10 protein-coding genes are annotated in these 17,400 nt (G+C 32.2%); all 10 read right to left on the bottom strand.

Features of this window, described 5'->3' with window-relative positions:
- Nucleotides 1–161 precede the first annotated feature (161 nt).
- On the bottom strand, nt 162–2,135 hold the full coding sequence (locus tag ACFFGA_RS10025; RefSeq protein WP_386063302.1) for a serine hydrolase domain-containing protein: 1,974 nt from the start codon (nt 2,133–2,135) through the stop codon (nt 162–164).
- A 224-nt stretch (nt 2,136–2,359) separates the two neighbouring features.
- On the bottom strand, nt 2,360–4,144 hold the full coding sequence (locus tag ACFFGA_RS10030) for a helix-turn-helix domain-containing protein (protein WP_386063305.1): 1,785 nt from the start codon (nt 4,142–4,144) through the stop codon (nt 2,360–2,362).
- A gap of 584 nt (nt 4,145–4,728) precedes the next feature.
- Nucleotides 4,729–6,468 carry a DUF8693 domain-containing protein gene (locus tag ACFFGA_RS10035; RefSeq protein WP_386063308.1) on the bottom strand — a complete coding sequence of 580 codons (1,740 nt, stop codon included), beginning with the start codon at nt 6,466–6,468 and terminating at the stop codon, nt 4,729–4,731.
- A 127-nt stretch (nt 6,469–6,595) separates the two neighbouring features.
- The gene (locus ACFFGA_RS10040; RefSeq protein WP_386063310.1) at nt 6,596–7,351 is read right to left on the bottom strand and encodes a phage tail-like protein; all 756 of its coding nucleotides are present in this window, start codon (nt 7,349–7,351) and stop codon (nt 6,596–6,598) included.
- A 10-nt stretch (nt 7,352–7,361) separates the two neighbouring features.
- Entirely contained in the window at nt 7,362–9,305 is a 1,944-nt protein-coding gene (locus ACFFGA_RS10045; RefSeq protein ID WP_386063313.1) for a T9SS type A sorting domain-containing protein, read from the bottom strand.
- Nucleotides 9,306–9,351: 46 nt separating this feature from the next.
- Nucleotides 9,352–9,810, bottom strand: coding sequence for a response regulator (locus tag ACFFGA_RS10050; protein WP_386063315.1), 459 nt, complete (start codon nt 9,808–9,810; stop codon nt 9,352–9,354).
- A 13-nt stretch (nt 9,811–9,823) separates the two neighbouring features.
- On the bottom strand, nt 9,824–11,662 hold the full coding sequence (locus ACFFGA_RS10055; RefSeq protein WP_386063318.1) for a PAS domain-containing protein: 1,839 nt from the start codon (nt 11,660–11,662) through the stop codon (nt 9,824–9,826).
- The gene (locus tag ACFFGA_RS10060) at nt 11,649–12,074 is read right to left on the bottom strand and encodes a DUF7793 family protein (RefSeq protein ID WP_386063321.1); all 426 of its coding nucleotides are present in this window, start codon (nt 12,072–12,074) and stop codon (nt 11,649–11,651) included. Before ACFFGA_RS10060 ends, ACFFGA_RS10055 begins: the two co-directional genes overlap by 14 nt.
- A 256-nt stretch (nt 12,075–12,330) precedes the next feature.
- Complete coding sequence (locus tag ACFFGA_RS10065; RefSeq protein ID WP_386063324.1) at nt 12,331–16,272, bottom strand: PAS domain S-box protein; 3,942 nt, start codon at nt 16,270–16,272, stop codon at nt 12,331–12,333.
- 658 nt (nt 16,273–16,930) lie between these two features.
- Nucleotides 16,931–17,371 (bottom strand): heavy-metal-associated domain-containing protein, encoded by a 441-nt coding sequence (locus ACFFGA_RS10070; RefSeq protein WP_386063327.1) that lies wholly within the window; start codon nt 17,369–17,371, stop codon nt 16,931–16,933.
- Between the last annotated feature and the right edge of the window lie 29 nt (nt 17,372–17,400).

Consider the following 17,400-nt stretch of genomic DNA (forward strand, 5'->3'; position numbering starts at 1 on the left):
CTTATGATTTCAAAAGTAGCGTGGTAGACTGAATTTAAAGTTCTACTTTAAGAATCAGAACTAAGATTAAGAATTGAATATCCTTGGGTGGTTATATTTTACAGCTTATGGGTTGGTGTTAACTACATCTATTTATTTTAGCAACTACACAAAATGTAAACTTAATTAAGCTTAACTGCCGTTTGTCCATATAAGACAAATGAATTATAATCACTCGACTTTAAAAATTTAATATCTACTCCAGTGTTTGGGTTGATGAAGCTTATTTCATCGCCTTCAATTGAAATAAGATTATAAGCATCACCGTTTGGAAAGTGCAATGAAAGTTGTTTTGTTTCATCATTAAAACTTACAGAAAGATCAACCTGATTATTCCATTTATATTTCCCTGTAAGTTGTTTTAATAATGCAGTATCTGATTGATTTCGTTTAACAGATGTGCGTTTAAAGTGATTCCAATTGTACAATTGAGAAGCTGATAACAGCAATTCATTACCCAAAGCACCACCGTTATCGGAATTGATTAAATATACCAATCCTTTTCCTGTATTAAGGTCTATGGTCATGCCTGTACGATAACCAGCATTACCACCATAATGGGTAATTGCAAAACCATTTTCTGACTTTTCTACAATTAATCCATAAATATGTCCATCTCGCTCTTGATTGAGTATCGATTGAATTTCTTCTTTTGAAAAAACTAAACTTTTGCCTTGATAACCTTTATAAATTTCAATTAAAAATTTAGCCATATCATTAGCATTACTCCAAAGTCCCGCTGCTGCTTGTTCTGGATGGTTTCTCCAACCACCTTCTAAAACAACACCGTTTGACGTATAGCCTTTTGCAACTTTACTTGAATCTGATGGTTGCAATGGTTGTGTGAATTCAGAATTCTCCATACCAATAGGTTGAAGGATCCATTTGTTCATTATTGTAGAAAACTCTTCATTAAAAATATCCTGAAGTGCTACTTCAGCTAAGGTATAGCCACCACCCGAATACGCTAACATTTCATTAGGTGTTGAAATAACTTCTATTGCTGGTGAATTAACACCTTCACTACCATTTAAAACCTCAACATCACTTGGCATAACCTGGTCTTTAGCATAACCTTGATAGCCTCCTGAGGTAATACCAGAAGTATGCGAAAAGATATTTCGTAAGGTTACTGGATTTTCAGCCGTTTGCTTGCCTTGTGGTAATTTATAACTCTTTAGGTACTGTTCTATATTCTCATCTAAGTTTATTTCTCCTGCTGTATGCATACGCAAAGCAGCAAAAAAAGTTACGGGTTTCGATAAGGAAGCTGCTTGAAAAATGCTATTGTCATTTAAATTTTGACTTGAAAAACTTGGATTTTGATACATACTTGCCCATTCTATTTTACCATCATTAATAACGGCAAGCGAGAGAGCAGGTATTTTATAGTCGACCATTTTATTTGCTATAGTGCTAAAGTCCTCAGGTTCTTCCAAAAACTTCACTTTTCCAATGATTTGATTCTCTAATTGGACTTTACTTTTTAATGGCTTATCAGAATATGCAACGAGTTCTTCGTTATAAACAAAATCATCTTGTTTTTGCGTTAACTTAATAAAGTTTTTAACTTCAGGTGCGTATAGCCAAACCTCATCTACAACCGCATTATAACCTCTGGAATTTGTGATGTTACCATTGTAATGAATGGTGTACGCCATAAAAGTTCCTGCTCCTACCGTTTCTTCTTTATAGGATAATACTTCAGCGTTCATTTGCTGTTTTCCTGTTGTACCATCTTGACTTGTCCAATTTTCTTCATAAACCCACTTTTTTCCTTCTTTAAGTGGCCAATCGTACTTTGGCGTCTTACTTTCTTCAGGTTTTACCATTTCTGAAACAGGAATCGTATCCTTACCGATAGTTATATGCAACTCACCATTAACTTCTATTATTTCTCGAGTGTCTATCCCTTCAGATCTAACCTCTCCTTCCGTGGTTACGCCTTTATACTTCCATATCCAAGTTTCACCAATAGCATAATCGGCTAGTGTTGGTTGTTGGGTTATACCTGATTTAACTTTCTCATTACAGGCACTAAGTATAATTAAAGCAAATAGTAGAATAAATCGATTTTTCATTTTAATTGATGTCATAATAATTCGTTTATGATGGATGCACTTTTAAATTCAGCTGCAAATTTTCTATAAAATATAGATGTTTCTGAATCCAAATAACTGAACTGTTGATTTAAAATGATGAATTGTAGAATTTATATAAGTTCTTGATACTTATTAGTTTTCAATTCTACAGTATCATTTAATTTTTGATAAAATTAAGTAGAGTTCAGAATTAAAAAGTTCTATTTTAAGAATCAGAACTAACTATTGTTCTTAAGGTAAGTATTTGGTGTTATCCCTTCTATTTTTTTGAAAAATGTATTAAACACTGTTTTAGAATTAAAACCACTATCATAAGCAACAGCCATAATGGTTAAACCTTTATTTTCTTCAAAAAGCACCCTTTTTTTAAATTCCTTAACTCTAAAAGTATTCACATATTCAGAGAAGTTTTTTTGAAATCCTAGGTTTAATAATTGAGAGACGTAATTGGTTGGCAGTTCTAAATAAGATGCCAAATCTTTTAAGGACAGATCTGGATTTAAGTAAAGTTTATAATCCATCATAATCTGTTCAAGTTCTTTTGTGTACTTCTCTATTTCGTCTTTATTTAATAGTGCTTGCTTGTACTTTTTCTTTTGGTTGTAGTTGACGTTATCAGGAATGGCTTTTAGCATAATATCTTTAAACCCTTTGTGAGTTTTTAAAGGCTTAAGAATTGGTGATGGATTTAATACTAAAATTAATGGCAAATGATTATTGTATGCTTGCGTTATTAAATCTACCACCTTTTCATTATTACCTAATAACGCATTTACTAATATCAAAAATGTAAATGCCTTATCTACTAGCGCTGTTGTTAAATAGGTTTCTAATTCTTTTAATCCATCATTGCACTTTTCCGTTTCATTGAGCTTTGCATAACACATGGTTTCACCTCCTAATTTCGTAAGGTCTTTCACAGAAACTCCTTTAAGTGAACCGAAATATGACAAAGCTTCATTTGATTTGCCTGATAGTAATAAACAAATCCCAATGTAAATTGGTGGAAAGGGTAATTTAGGGTCTAGCTCCAAAGCTTTTTTTAAGAAAGGTATTGCTGTGGTGTATTCTTCTTTTAAGTAATATAAAAACCCTTTATAATGATGATTGATAGCAGCATACGGATCTAATTGTAATGCTTTTTCAAGGTAATTATGTGCTGCATCTAATTTTCCTTCCACTGTCAAAAAATTAGAAATGGTTAAGTAAATATCGTCTGCTTGTTGAATCTCCAAAGCCTTATGAGCATGTTCATATGCTTTCTTAAGATTCCAGTTTTGCCAGCATTCTATCAAAGCCAAATTCAATTGTGACCTTGATGAGTCTGGGTCCAGCTCTAATGCCTTTGACAAATAAGGCTGGGCCTTCCTGTAAGCTTCAAATGCAGGTAAAAGTCCCATGGTTCCCATATTAAAATAGGCAAGATTTATATCTAAATAGGGATTGGGAAAACTGGGTGATTTAAGTATTACGTCTTTTAAGATATCGATACCCTTAATTGAATTTTTATAATCCAACTTCATGATGTAATACCTCCCTTTCAGGTATTCTCTATAAATAGCTACAGGCACATCAATAGGTGCTACTAGCTTATCTTCTATCTCAATATGACCTACATGTTCACGTAATTTTTCAGCAATGAATAGACTAATTTCATCTTGAATTTCAAAAATGTTTTCTGGGTTCCTATCAAAGGTTTCTGACCAGAAATGAAAATCGTCAACAGTATCAATCATCTGCACTGTAATACGCATTTTCTTCTTTGAAGTTCTTACACTACCTTCAATAAAGGTAGCTACCTCAAGTTTCTCTCTTATTTCGTTTGCTGTTACTGACTTGTTTTTAAAATAAAATGAAGATGTACGGGAAGTAACAGAAAGCTGTTTAATTTTTGCTAAGGCGTTTATAATTTCTTCTGTCAATCCATCGCAGAAGTATTCGTTTTCAATATCACTACTCATATTGACAAAAGGAAGTACTGCTATAGATTTTTGATTGATCAAATTTTATTCTATAAAGACAAATTTAAAAATTAATAATGAATAGGTCTATCAACAATTCTATAGACAACAGAGAGACAGGTTTGGCAAGACGTATGTAATTATTTTCAATTCTATTTACCTAAGCAGAATTTATTATTCCCTTTATTTATAAAGCGTAAACTAATTTAAGGCACAAAAAAACCGTAATACATTGTAGAATTTGTATTGTATTTGGATAATCTTAAAATTTTTATAGCATCAATGAACTATTAATTACTCCATGTCATACACTGCAACCTAACGACATTCAAAATAGCCAATAAAACCATTTTTCAATTTATGAAATTATTCTAGTATTATGCGTTCTCTATAATAACAATCTCCATAGCAGTTAAGCATACACACAATAAACTTAAAACAAGCTCATAGCCTATCTGGTGCAACTATAAAAAATAAAAAAAAAGCAGTAAAATAACTTAAAAACTTCCCTTACTTCCCAATATAAAAGTAGTCATATCCAGCCTACTAAGTAGGATACAAATACAATTAAAGCAAGAGAAGTTAGTTAAATTACTGCATAATAGTAATTAGGGGATTACTATATATTATTTAAGAAGCACTTTCTGAGAAACGCTTTGCTTACCATTTTGTAAACCTACAACATAAACACCTGGGCTTAATTTAGTTGCATTTATTACGTTTCTATTCAAAGAAGCATCTAAGTCTTTTTGCAAAACTATTCTACCAAATAAATCATAAACAGCTGCTTGTGTGACATCTGCCAATACACCTTCTACCAATATAGTACTCTCAGATGGGTTACTGTAAATGCTTAAGGCATTATGAATATGGTCTTCTTCAGACAAAGTATTCGTTGTAAAATGCAATAAAAATCGTCCTGTGCCATTAATTGCAGTAGCTGTTGTAATTGTATAACTTGATGTATTCAGTAAAGTAGATGTACCAGTCAAATTATCTTCAATATATACGTCTATAGAATCTGGCAAATCAAAATCCTCTAAACTGAAAGTAATTTGTTCCCCTTGACTAACATCAACACCCAAAGGAATCGTTACATTATTACCAAAGTCAGTATTTAATGTTTGTATGGACATAGGCAAACCTGTATTATCTTGTACCAAATGGGAATATAATTTGAAGTTGGATACATCTCCTCCAAAAACAGCAGCATCATAACCTACGTCTAAACCGTTAGTAGCATTAGCATTAAAATAAATCGAAGTTGAAGAACTATTTACAGCTGAATGCATACGTAAATGAATATAATCGGTTGTCTCAGATGATCTTCCTTGAATAAAGTCATCAGCGTTACCCAACACTTGCATATCTGGTGTAAACTCCAGATTTGCTATCGGTAAATTAGATGACACAAAAAAACCTTGACCAGGTGCTATTAAAGTACTACCTGTTGCTAAATTTAAAACCGTCCACTTACCAGAACCAGATGTATCAGCACTATAACCATAAATTGCAGCTGTTGTATCACTTAGCAAACTCAAATTGGTGACTTCAGAAACAGAACCTATATGGTTCAAAAAAGCACCAACTTCAATATATGCAGGATATGGATTTCCTATCAGATTCCATTCAGAGAAATCGCCTGTTATATCATTTACTATCGTGCTAGTTACTATTCCAGTAGCAATAGTTCCCGTAAAAATTAGGGCTTCACCATTTCCTGTATTCGTTGCTACTCTATACCCTGTTCCAGATACCAACAATTCTATGCTGTCATCTTTATAGAGTACATAATCATCTGTACCTGCTTTTTCAAAAGGTCCAAAAAGATAGGTAGTCATTGGTTGAACACCATTATTAAAAATTAAACCTTCGTTGTAATTAGTATCACTGGTTAAAAATGAAGACCACGTTTGTCCAACTAATGGTGGTGCAATTAAGTCGTTACCATTAGATTGCGAATTGGTAAACCTATGATATTTGGCGGTACCTGTAACAGCTATAGTACCATTTACAATTAAACTCGCATAAGAATTAGATTCTGAATACATATGAATATCACCATTTACATTTAGCGTAGCGCCCAAAGGTATTTCCATACTTGCACCACTGTTAATGGTTAAATCGTTTATGGTTTTTACTCCTGTTATTGAAGGTAGATTAACCACTAATGGAATTGTTATTTCTGACGTGCCTGTTGGTATTCCATTTGGCGTCCAATTATTTAGATTATCCCAATCTGAAGATATTGAACCATTCCAAGTGTATTGTTCTCCTCCAGTACCGCCTTGAGCAAATGCACTAAAAATAACACCAATACATATGGCTATTGTTAATAGTATTAATCGAAAATTAAATTTTTTCATGATAAGTTGTTTAAGGCTTTTTTTATACATTTTTAATGAGGTGCATTTATGAATTCTATCAACTTATACTTTCAGTGTTACAAAAAAATGTATGTAACCTATAAGCTTAATAAAAGGGTTGTAATTGTTATCTAGCTTTATGAGTTCTTGTAAACACAAACCTTATGTCGTAGATTTCTGCAGGGTTATCACTCTCTATTTTAACGGTTCCTCCATTAGCTTCCCATGTATTCAATGTGTAAGCATTAATAGAACTCAAAAAATAATGTTCTACACCAACTCCTTTAGATGTAATAAAGTCTCTTGTATAGATTTCTCCTACTGGTGCTCCAATATCTATTGCTACAGTTATTTTGGTGGTTGTATTAGCAGTAGGTCTAATTTTAAACTCTATCACTATATTTAATCCATCCCCATCTCTTCCGATTATTTTAGAAGTGGCTGGGTCGTAAAACGTTGTTACATCTGTAGGTTTTTGGCTATCTCTAATGGTAGTTGCATCATTAGGCAAAGTAATCTTTGTATTAGTTGTTAATACTAAAGGACTTGCTGAAGTGTAAGTACCATCAACATAATCACCCCATCCTGTATAGTCATTGGCGCTATTTTCATCTACAAATTTCTTCCAATTGCCTCCATCGTAAAAATAAAAGGCGTTTTCGTCTGTATCATAAACTAATAGTCCGTTGGCAGGACTTGCTATTGCTGCTCTTTCTGCTGAAGTCATTCGTGGAGTTAACATGCCTTTTTCAGTTGAACTTACATCTAGCATTGCTGAATCATCTGGATCTGCACCTATACCAACTTGTGATAAGGCACTATAGTTAAATGTTACAAATAATACTAAGGTTAGTAGGGTTAATCTTCGGTTTAAAGTTTTCATAATTTATCGTTTAATAGTTAGGTACTTTTTTTGTTAATTTTGAGTTAGCTGTTTCTACTTGTATCAAGTAGATACCTTTATTTTTATTAAAAGGAATTTGCAGTCTATTCTGGTGGTTTAAGTTTGAGTTCAATTGTAAAATTTCTTGTCCTAAAACATTAAATATTTTAATAGTCTTAATCTCAAGCTGGTTATAGTTATGTATTATAAAATGTTTATTCCCATCAAAGAAGACATCGATGTTTTCAGAGGTTTCATCATTTACAGATAAAGTTTCCTGAGGTAAAAAAACAATTGAATATCTATTTAAATGATTACCTAATGGCAAATTAACATCGAAGCTAGAGTCACTTAAATTATGTGTAATATTTAATTCATTGTCTTTTAAGTAAACCGTATGCTGAAAGTTCTCAACACTATCTAGCATAATGTGATGAGTACCTGCACTAGAAATTAAAACCCCTAATGGAATTTCTAAACTTTCATTAAAAGTACTTAAACCTTGTATGGCGTATTTTTTCTCTTCATCATTTTCAATAACAAAAAACAATTCATTATCCCTATGCTCATTTAAAACAGCATCATAACCAATATTGTAATTTATATCTGCATTAGAATTTGGCATAAAACCTAGGAGTAGCTGTCTATGAAATCCTTCGGTATCTTCATATCCTATGCGGATGTATTGGTTTAAGGCTTCTTGTGCTTGTCTGCCTCCCAAAAAGCTTCCGGTAGAAAATAGTCTTTGGGCATTATTAAACGTAATATTACCACTACCATAAGCATCTACAAAAAAGCCTTGGCCTATTGGCACGTATTGTGTAGGTGCGGTAACACTACCTGAGGTTCCTATACCGCTAATCAATGGAGATGCTACAGATGGAGTAATTCCACCAGTGAGGTTACGTATCGCATAACCTCCCAAATACTCGGTTAATACATGCGACGTAGACCCTCCATCTACCCAAAAATATAAGGCATCTAAGAGTAACAAATTATCAGTAATAAATTGGTGAGCATCAATAGCTGATGGATATGGATTACCCAGTAAGGATTGTTGTCCTGTGGCTATTGGCATTAAGTATTCTCCATTATTTGGAGTACCAGAGTACACGTAGTTTTGTTCAGCTAAAAGAGAATTAGGACCTTTCATGGTATAACCCTCTCCTGGATTTAAATCACTGTTTTGGTCTAAGGCCACCCAATCAGTATATAAACCAGTGCCTTGCAAATATTTGTATAACCATTGCGTATTAATAGTTAATGCAGTAGTTACATTACCAAATCCATCTAATATAGAAGGTAAACCATCATAAGGAGATCCAGAGTTAAACAACATTTCCGTTTGTTGAAATGGGTTAATACTGGAATCTGTTCCATCAAATTTAGAGGCTATAAGTGAAAATGTTCCATTACGATTTACGGGTGATGACCAATAGTTAAATTTAAAACCAGACGCATAGCCTTGTTGGTCCACCAATAAATCGCCATTGCTAATAGTATTTAGATCAGTAGTAGAACTTTGGACTAACTGCGCATCTCCTACTAATCGAAAATCTCCATTTGTTAAGTGCAATCCATTATCTACTATTACGCCAAAATTATCAGCTACGGTAACACCTTTCGCATCAATTCCCGTAACATCAATCTCTAAATTATAAAACCGAATTTCATTAGAAGCACCAGAAATATTTAATACTGGATTATCAGAACTCTTAAAATAAGTCGTTCCAGATGTTGGTATAACGGTTGTACCATCGTTAGTAAAGCTATGATTTAAGTAAAGATTACCATGGCTTTCATGTGTACCGCTTGCTGTGTTAATGTAAGCCGCTTCAAAATAAACATCTGTAGAGGGTTTAATTTTTAGGATACCCTCATTCATAATTTGAGAGTAACCACAAATAAAGCTCGAAATAAATAAAATATTAAATAAGTAAAATTTGATTCTCATAAATAATAGGTTTAAAGGTTAGTAGTAGATTTGAAAGAGTGTAGATCTAATAAGATTTAACTCTGTTATTTTTAGAGTAATGGTGTTCTATTGAAAATGGTATGGATTCCCTTACTACATTGTGTAACCCTTCAACAGTTAATGGCTTGCTGATAAATCTTACACAAAGCTTTTCACTTTTAACCTTTATTACATCATGTATATCTGTTGAAGAGGACAGCATAAAAATTTTAATAGGCCTTTTTACAAAGTGCTCGAGTTTATTAAACTCTCGCAAAAATTGAAAACCATTCATCTCTGGCATGTTGATATCTAACAGAATCACATTAGGAAGAAATGCATCTTGGTATTTTTCTTTCTTTACAAAAATTTCTAAAAATTTAATCGCACTTTGAGCGCTTTGAAAGGTTCTAACACTATATTCGCTCGAAGATTTTTCTATGATTTTTTTACAAATAAATAGGTCAATTTTATTGTCATCAATCAGCATAAAGTTCAGTTTCATAAGTAGGTAAAAATTATTTAAGATTAGGTAATATTATTTCAAAGGAAGATCCTTTATGAATTTTACTTTTTACATGTATCTCTCCATTTAAATCATCCACAATACTTTTAACAACATACAGGCCTAATCCGTTACCAGCCTCATCAAGAACGTTTGCTCTAAAATATAAATCGAATATTTTTTGCAAGTTATCTTTACGTATACCAATGCCTTTGTCACTAATTGTTAGGATGGCTCTATCCTCTAATGTTTTTACGGATATTGTAATATGTGGTTTCTTTAATTTGGTAGACGGTTTAGAGTAAATAATCGCGTTGTGAATGACATTGTGAAAAATTGTATTTATTAACTCATTATTAGAATAAAACTCTGAGCTCGTATCAAGATGTTTTACTATGTCAATTTTTGTTAGATTACTTTTTAAAGACAGTAATTGCAAGACATCTTCAATAGTTTTCTGAAAATCAATTTTAGAAGTTTCGTCTTTGTTAACAGTAATCAATGACGCTTGCGTTAAACTCTCTGATAACGTTTTCCCTTTTTTAATTGTGGCACCGAGCAATTCCACTAGCTTTTCATTTTCGGTTGAAGTGTCTATTTCTAATAAATTTAATAAGCCTTCTGCTGTTGAAAATGGAGCTTTTAAGTCATGAGCAGAACGATATAAAAACAACTTTAAATCCTTTGTTTTTTGTTTTAGTTTATGCTCTAAAGTTTTTCGCTTAGATAGGTCTAGCATCATAGCACAATAAACCTTCTTACCTCTAAAAGTCAAACTACTTAGAGCAAGCTCTACAGGAAACTCTTTTTTGGTTTTACTTAAACAATATAATTCTATGAGTTCAACAGCTTGGTTGTTATCAATTTTTTCAGCTATTTCTAATAGATCATTTACACTTGTTCTTCTAGATTTTTTTGAAATTAAAACATTAAGCGGTTTTCCAAGTATTTCTGATTCTGTATATCCAAAAGCGACTTCTGCTCCTTTATTCCACTCCGTAATTCTGCCATTCTCGTCTGTTACTACTATAATACCTACGTTAACGGACTGATAAATTAACCTGCACTTTTTTTCGGCTTCTCTATTTTTATAAGTGGAATGGGTTTTAATTGTTTCCTGAACGGTAACCGTTAAAGAAGTGAAGCCTCCTAGTTCATTAAAAACTGGCGCAATCAATATGGAATAGTTACAGCGATTATTAGCCGAATCAACATCTGTAATTTCAAACTGATTAGAAATCTTTTCTGAAGCTACAAACTCAATATTAGTTTTTATTTGCTCTAAACATTCCAGACTAAAATAATCGTATATATAGGTGCCTATAAGTTCAGAAACCTCTTTACCATTATAACTTTTATTTACATTTAAAACTTTACCATGCTTAGAGGTTAAAAACACATGAAATGGCATAGCATTTAACAAGTTTTTGTCAACAAGATTAGCAGTTTTAAATTGGTCTTTTTGTTTATGAACATTGGTGATATCATTGTATATCCCTACATATTTAACACTATGATTTGTTTCATCTTGTATAGGGATTATTGTTGCGTCCAGATGCACGGTTTTACCACTTTCTAGTGTTTCAGATAATACACCATTCCATTGTTGCCTCATCTTAAGAGTTCTCCATAATTTTTTATAAAGAGTATCAGAATGTAAATGAGACTTCAATAATTTTTGAGGTTCACCAATTAGCCTATTGCTATTGGTTTCCATAATTTCGCAATAGGTATCACTTACACGTTCTAGACGACCAAAAGAATCCGATAAGGTATATATAGAGCTAGCCTTTACTAACTGCGATAAGGTGTCGTCTACACGTGATGATAAATAATATTTAATTGCTTCCATAAAAATCATTTTTTACAACCAAACAATACGCTTGGGCTGATTGGTACTCGTTAAATAACTGGTAAGGTGTATAATGATCAAACATACGCTTATAAGACATAATTAATAGTTTCATGCCTATAGAATCATAGACAAAAGATTCAGATAGTCTTAACACCTTAAGTAAGGTAGATTTAGCAAGGATTTTAACCGCTTCCTCAGTAAAAGTCCCTCGTGTTCCCCTCAAATCAATTAGAAATGGCACAGGTTTACCATTGCATAATTTTTCAATTGCATTTATATATAGTCTAGATATGAATTTGTCTAGCTTGTAATTGGGGTTTTTATTACTAAACTTACAATTAAGAATACCATTAGAATCTAACCAAAAACTCGTAGATCCTATCTTTATATAATTGTCTTTATTATTCATTCTTTTGATTTCTAAAAATTTCAATTTTGCATTATGATAGTTTAAGTCCAATCAGGTCAATTGCTAAACAAAAGATTATCATCGCTTTACCTTATGCCAATTCCAATGCCAAAAAAAATTTAAAGCACAAAAAAAAACACAAAACACTGTTAGACAGTGTTTTGTGTTTAATAAAAAAATTAAGCTAAAAATTAAAACGTCGGTATACCGTGATTTTTTACCGGTAAAATACAAGAGTCACGGAATACCGTCAATTTTATTTGGGTTTATGAATGCCTAGTTTAGACATTTTATCACGTAAAGTACTCGGTCTTAAACCTAGCAAATCAGAAGCACTATCTTTACCACTAATTTTCCATTTACAACTTTCAAGAACCTGAAGGATATGATTGCGCAAAACTGAATCTAGAGACATATCTTTTCCGGCAATAAGCTGCTTCGTTTTTTGATGGGTGGTTTCAAAACCTGGAATCACTAAGGTCTGGCTGGTTGATAATATAGAGGCACGCTCAATTAGATTTTCTAATTCTCTAACATTTCCTGGCCAGCTATAGGCTTTCAATTTACTCATGGCATCATCAGAGATATACTTTATATTTTTGTCGTAGGCCTTATTAAACTTATCTACAAAATGCTCAACCAATAAAGGAATATCATCTTTTCGATCTCGTAAGGCAGGTATATTTATAGGAAACACATTAAGTCTAAAGTATAAGTCTTCTCTAAATCGCTTTTTTTGTATTTCTTCTAAAAGATCTCTGTTTGTTGCGGCTATAACTCTTACATCTAACGTTTTAGACCCAACACCTCCTACAACTTCTATCTCACCTTCTTGTAAAAATCTTAAAATCTTAGGTTGCATATCTATAGGCAACTCACCTATTTCGTCTAAAAATAAAGTACCTCCATCTGCTAGTTCAAATTTCCCGATTTTATCACTAAAAGCGCCTGTAAATGAACCTTTTTTATGACCAAACAATTCGCTTTCAATTAATTCTCTGGGTATCGCAGAACAATTAACTTTAATTAAGGGCTTGTTGTTTCTTAAACTTGTATTATGAATAGCTCTAGCCAAAAGCTCTTTACCAGTGCCCGATTCTCCGAGTAATAAAACCGTAGCATTGGTTGAAGCTACTGTTTCAACTTCGGTTAGCACATTACTAAACGCTACGCTTCCATAAACCATTTCCTCGTAGTTAAAGACTAAGTCCAGCTCATTTCGTAAATAAATGTTTTCTTGTTCTAACTGTTCCCTTAGTTTATTTAACTCGTTATTGGCTTCTAGAAGTTTTGTATTGGCTTTTACAATTTTTTCATCCGTTATTTTTCGCTCATAACTTTCAACCATAGAAGACACAATGCTAGCTATTGAAGTTGCAAACTCTTGTTCATCTGCAGTCCAGCTCCTAGCTTGTTCACCAATATGCTCAAAACAAATGATGCCATAATAACCATCAGCACTATTGATGAGTACATCCATCAAGGATTTTATATTGTTGGGTTTAATGTAACTTTGAGCAAATTGTTTTAGTACAGGTTCTTTCTCAACATCATTAATAAGAATGGTTTTCTTTTCATCTAAAATCTTAAAGTATTCAGTAGTATTGATGTGCGTAATTATATGTCCGTTTTCAAATCTATTTTCGTCTAACAAAAACAGTTTCTTACATTCTAACTCGCTTCTATTTTCGTTAAACTTCCAAATACTTACTCTAGCAACATTTAATGTTTCAGCGGCATACTTTGTAACACTTTTAAATGATTTACTTGGATCTTCACCAACCATTGCGGCTAATTTTAGCATTACGTTTTTCTTTTGGGTAGACTTAACAGCCACCTCTTCTAATAATGCTTTCGACTTTTCTTCTTCTGATACATCTTTAATGGTAGCAAATATTGCAGCAACTTCACCTTTATCATCTCTTATATTACCAGCTAAAAATGAGGCCGTAAACTGTTCTCCATTTTTTCTAAAAAACTCTAACTGAAACGATGTTACCTCACCACTTGTAACTTTCTCTTTAATCTTTTGCATTTTTTCAAAATCTTCTGGTTTTGCAAAAGGATAAGGCAATTCTAGTCCTATAAGTTCATCTTCCGAATAGCCCAAAATATTACATAGTGAGTCATTCACCTTTATCACTTTCCCTAAACTATCTAGCATCAGCAAACCTTCTTGCATTGACATCACAAGATTTTCAGTGAAACGGGTAGCTGCTTTTAATTCAATTTCAGCATTTTTTCTATCTGTGATATCTTGGATGGTACCAAAAAAATTGGTGGGTTCTCCATGTTTATAAACAACCTCACCTAAACCATGAATCCATTTTAAGGTTTTAGTATCATTAGTAAATATCCTATATTCTAAATTAAATTTATCGCCAGTCGCAATACACTTGTCAATCATTTCCAAGCATTTTGAAACGTCTTCTGGATGCATTATTTTAGTCCATCCCTCCAGTGTTATTTCACTATCTAAATCGTAACCAGAGATTTCCTTAAACACTAACGATGTTTGGGATTTACCTGTTTTTAAATCCAGGTTATAGTTTCCAACCTTTGCTATTTTTTGGGCTTCTAATAAGGATTGTTCACTTTTTTGTAGCCTGATTTGAGATTGCTTTCGTTCGGTAATATCTTGGATGGTACCTATCATTTTTATAGGATTTGAATCATTATCAAAAACAAATTCCCCTATACCATGTACCCAAATTTCTTGTTTTGTATTGTGCTTTATTATCCTATACTCTTTGTCAAATCTCAATTTATTAGTAACGCACGCATGGAAATAAGCCAAGATTTCTTCTCTATCATCAATATGTACTAAATCACTCCAGTTATCAATCGTTTTATTAAAAGAGGCATCAATTCCAAAAATCTTTTCCAGCACAGTAGAGGCTGTCCATTCCATAGTATTCAAATCAACTGTATAGGAGCCTATATTCGCAACTATTTGAGATTGCCTTAAATTGTATTCGCTTTCTAGTAGTTGGGTTTCAAATTCTTTTAGTTGGGTTATATCTCTTATAATTCCAACAATAAATTTATTCCCATTAGAATCTATAAACCTATTCTTTTTTGTAGAAATGACTTGGGTTTTACGGCCTTTTACGGTAAGCTTCTCAATATTAATATTTTCAATACCTGTTTCAAGTACTTCTTTATCTATATTTAAAAAACTTATGCGTTCTTCAGGATCAACATCTTGTTCTAAGGTTTTTCCAATAATTTCATTTTTAGAATGATTAAAAACTTTACAAAAAGCATCATTCACAAAAATTAAGCGGCTTTTATCATCCTTAACAAATATTGGATCACCAATATTATTAATTATATTATCTAGATTTTTTTCACTTTCTATTAAGCGTTCCTCTATTTTCTTCCGATCCGTAATATCCGTAAAGTACAGCGTTAAACCAATAGAATGTGGATATACTCTGTTTTCAAACCAAAGATCTAAGGTCTCGTAGTAATCATTAAACTTTTGCGTCTCTTTAGTCTCTACAGCCTTATAACAAGCGTTATAAGTTGTTTTTCCAACCGCTTCCGGAAATTCAGTCCAAACGTGTTTGCCTAAAAGACTTTCAGGATCTCTTCCAATTAACTCACCTGCTCTTTTATTTATATAAGTATAGCACCAATCGTTATCAAACGATACTAAACCATCAGATATCAAATCTAAAGCAGTATCTAGTTGAGATTTTAACAGGTTTTCATCAATTAGGTCGAGATATCCCTTTTTGTAATTTAAAACTGAAAACAGGTCTTTATTAGGAAATGTTTTATGCTCTAACTCCTTCTTTTGAGCACTAATATCCTGTACTAAAATTAAATAAGCTAATGAAGCACCCTTATCGTTTTTAATAGTCGAGATAACCAAAAACACAGGAATACGACTATTGTCTTTACGAAGATATACAGCCTCAAAATCCAACTTTAACCTCTCGTCCAACATCTCATTATAAATCTGCTTATAATCGTTGTAAAACTCGGGAGGCCAAAATGGAAACGGAGCACTTAGTCCTAATAACTCATTTTGGGTATAACCAGTAATGTTACAAAAAACACTATTAGTAATTACTATATGACCCTTTGTGTCAATAATTACTAAGCCGTCTTTTATTGATTCTATGTAACTTTTTGTAAAACCGTTTATGTGCTGTAATTCTTCAAGTAATTTTTCTTTTTCGTTACACATTTAAAATATATTAGCCTTTAATATATTTTGTTAAGATAATAGCAATTATCCTATAGTTAAGATCAACATCTAAAGATTATAAATATCTAAATGAATCCCAGTAAAAATTTAGACGCAATCAAACTTTAAGATAATGCAAAAATAATAAATAGCTATAATTCAAACAGATAACTGTTAATATTTATCAAAATACTTATCAACAAAATATATAGAAACATCCTATCAAATAGTAGAAAATAGTCTATTAGTTAATTACCATGCAATAATATAATTGAAGAAAAAATAATTATTAACCATTAAATACATTCAATTAGTTAAATCCAAATACTTAAGAATTAAAAAATTAGAAGGATTTACTAAAATATTGTATCATTTCCCGATACAGAATTAATATTCCCTTTATTTATGAAGCCTAAACTAATTTGAGGTATAAACAAATTGAAAAAATCTGGAAGTTTTTTTGAGTTTATAAATAATGTTATAAGCCTAATATCACCTCCGAGGTTTTAATTACTCCCTGGCAAGCACTGTCGCCTAACCGCATTCAAATATTGCTAGTAAAGTTATAAATCATTCAATATAATGCTATTGCAAAACAAAAGCACGCTACTTTTATAATAGAAGAGCCTTTATTATCAAGGCTCTTCTATATTTGTTATTAATGATCATGACCTGAATGATCCTCATCCTTATTATCTACTGATTGATTCATGGCCATATCATGGTCATACTTGCAACATCCAGGCAAACCATCATAAGCTTCTAAATCACCATCAACTTTTTCAGTGTCGTAACCTGAAGCTGCTATGGCGTTGTGAATAGTTATAGCATCTGTTTTAGTACTATCAAAAGAAACATCAATTTTCTTTTTATCCACATTCCAATGAGCACTTGCCACACCTTCTACTCCCTTTGCTGCTTTTTCAATGGTACTCTTACACATGCCACAGTTGCCTCTTACTCCAAACGACAAATCAGTCATTGCGATTTCTTTTGATACTTCTGTAGTTGTTGGTTCTACTTCTTTTTTGGTTCCGTTTTTACAACTTGTTAAACCAATTGCAGCTATTATAGCTACACTTAAAATTACCTTCTTCATGGTTCTAAATTTTAATTATTATTTTATTT

The organism is Winogradskyella pulchriflava, assembly GCF_042434315.1.
GTDB classification, from domain to species: domain Bacteria; phylum Bacteroidota; class Bacteroidia; order Flavobacteriales; family Flavobacteriaceae; genus Winogradskyella; species Winogradskyella pulchriflava.

What these genes read in the sequence shown, in the direction of transcription:
- ACFFGA_RS10045 (WP_386063313.1), bottom strand. Translation starts at nt 9,305, where the DNA reads ATGAGAATCAAATTTTACTTATTTAATATTTTATTTATTTCGAGCTTT.
- ACFFGA_RS10065 (WP_386063324.1), bottom strand. Translation starts at nt 16,272, where the DNA reads ATGTGTAACGAAAAAGAAAAATTACTTGAAGAATTACAGCACATAAAC.
- ACFFGA_RS10040 (WP_386063310.1), bottom strand. Translation starts at nt 7,351, where the DNA reads ATGAAAACTTTAAACCGAAGATTAACCCTACTAACCTTAGTATTATTT.
- ACFFGA_RS10025 (WP_386063302.1), bottom strand. Translation starts at nt 2,135, where the DNA reads ATGACATCAATTAAAATGAAAAATCGATTTATTCTACTATTTGCTTTA.
- ACFFGA_RS10070 (WP_386063327.1), bottom strand. Translation starts at nt 17,371, where the DNA reads ATGAAGAAGGTAATTTTAAGTGTAGCTATAATAGCTGCAATTGGTTTA.
- ACFFGA_RS10035 (WP_386063308.1), bottom strand. Translation starts at nt 6,468, where the DNA reads ATGAAAAAATTTAATTTTCGATTAATACTATTAACAATAGCCATATGT.
- ACFFGA_RS10050 (WP_386063315.1), bottom strand. Translation starts at nt 9,810, where the DNA reads ATGAAACTGAACTTTATGCTGATTGATGACAATAAAATTGACCTATTT.
- ACFFGA_RS10055 (WP_386063318.1), bottom strand. Translation starts at nt 11,662, where the DNA reads ATGGAAGCAATTAAATATTATTTATCATCACGTGTAGACGACACCTTA.
- ACFFGA_RS10060 (WP_386063321.1), bottom strand. Translation starts at nt 12,074, where the DNA reads ATGAATAATAAAGACAATTATATAAAGATAGGATCTACGAGTTTTTGG.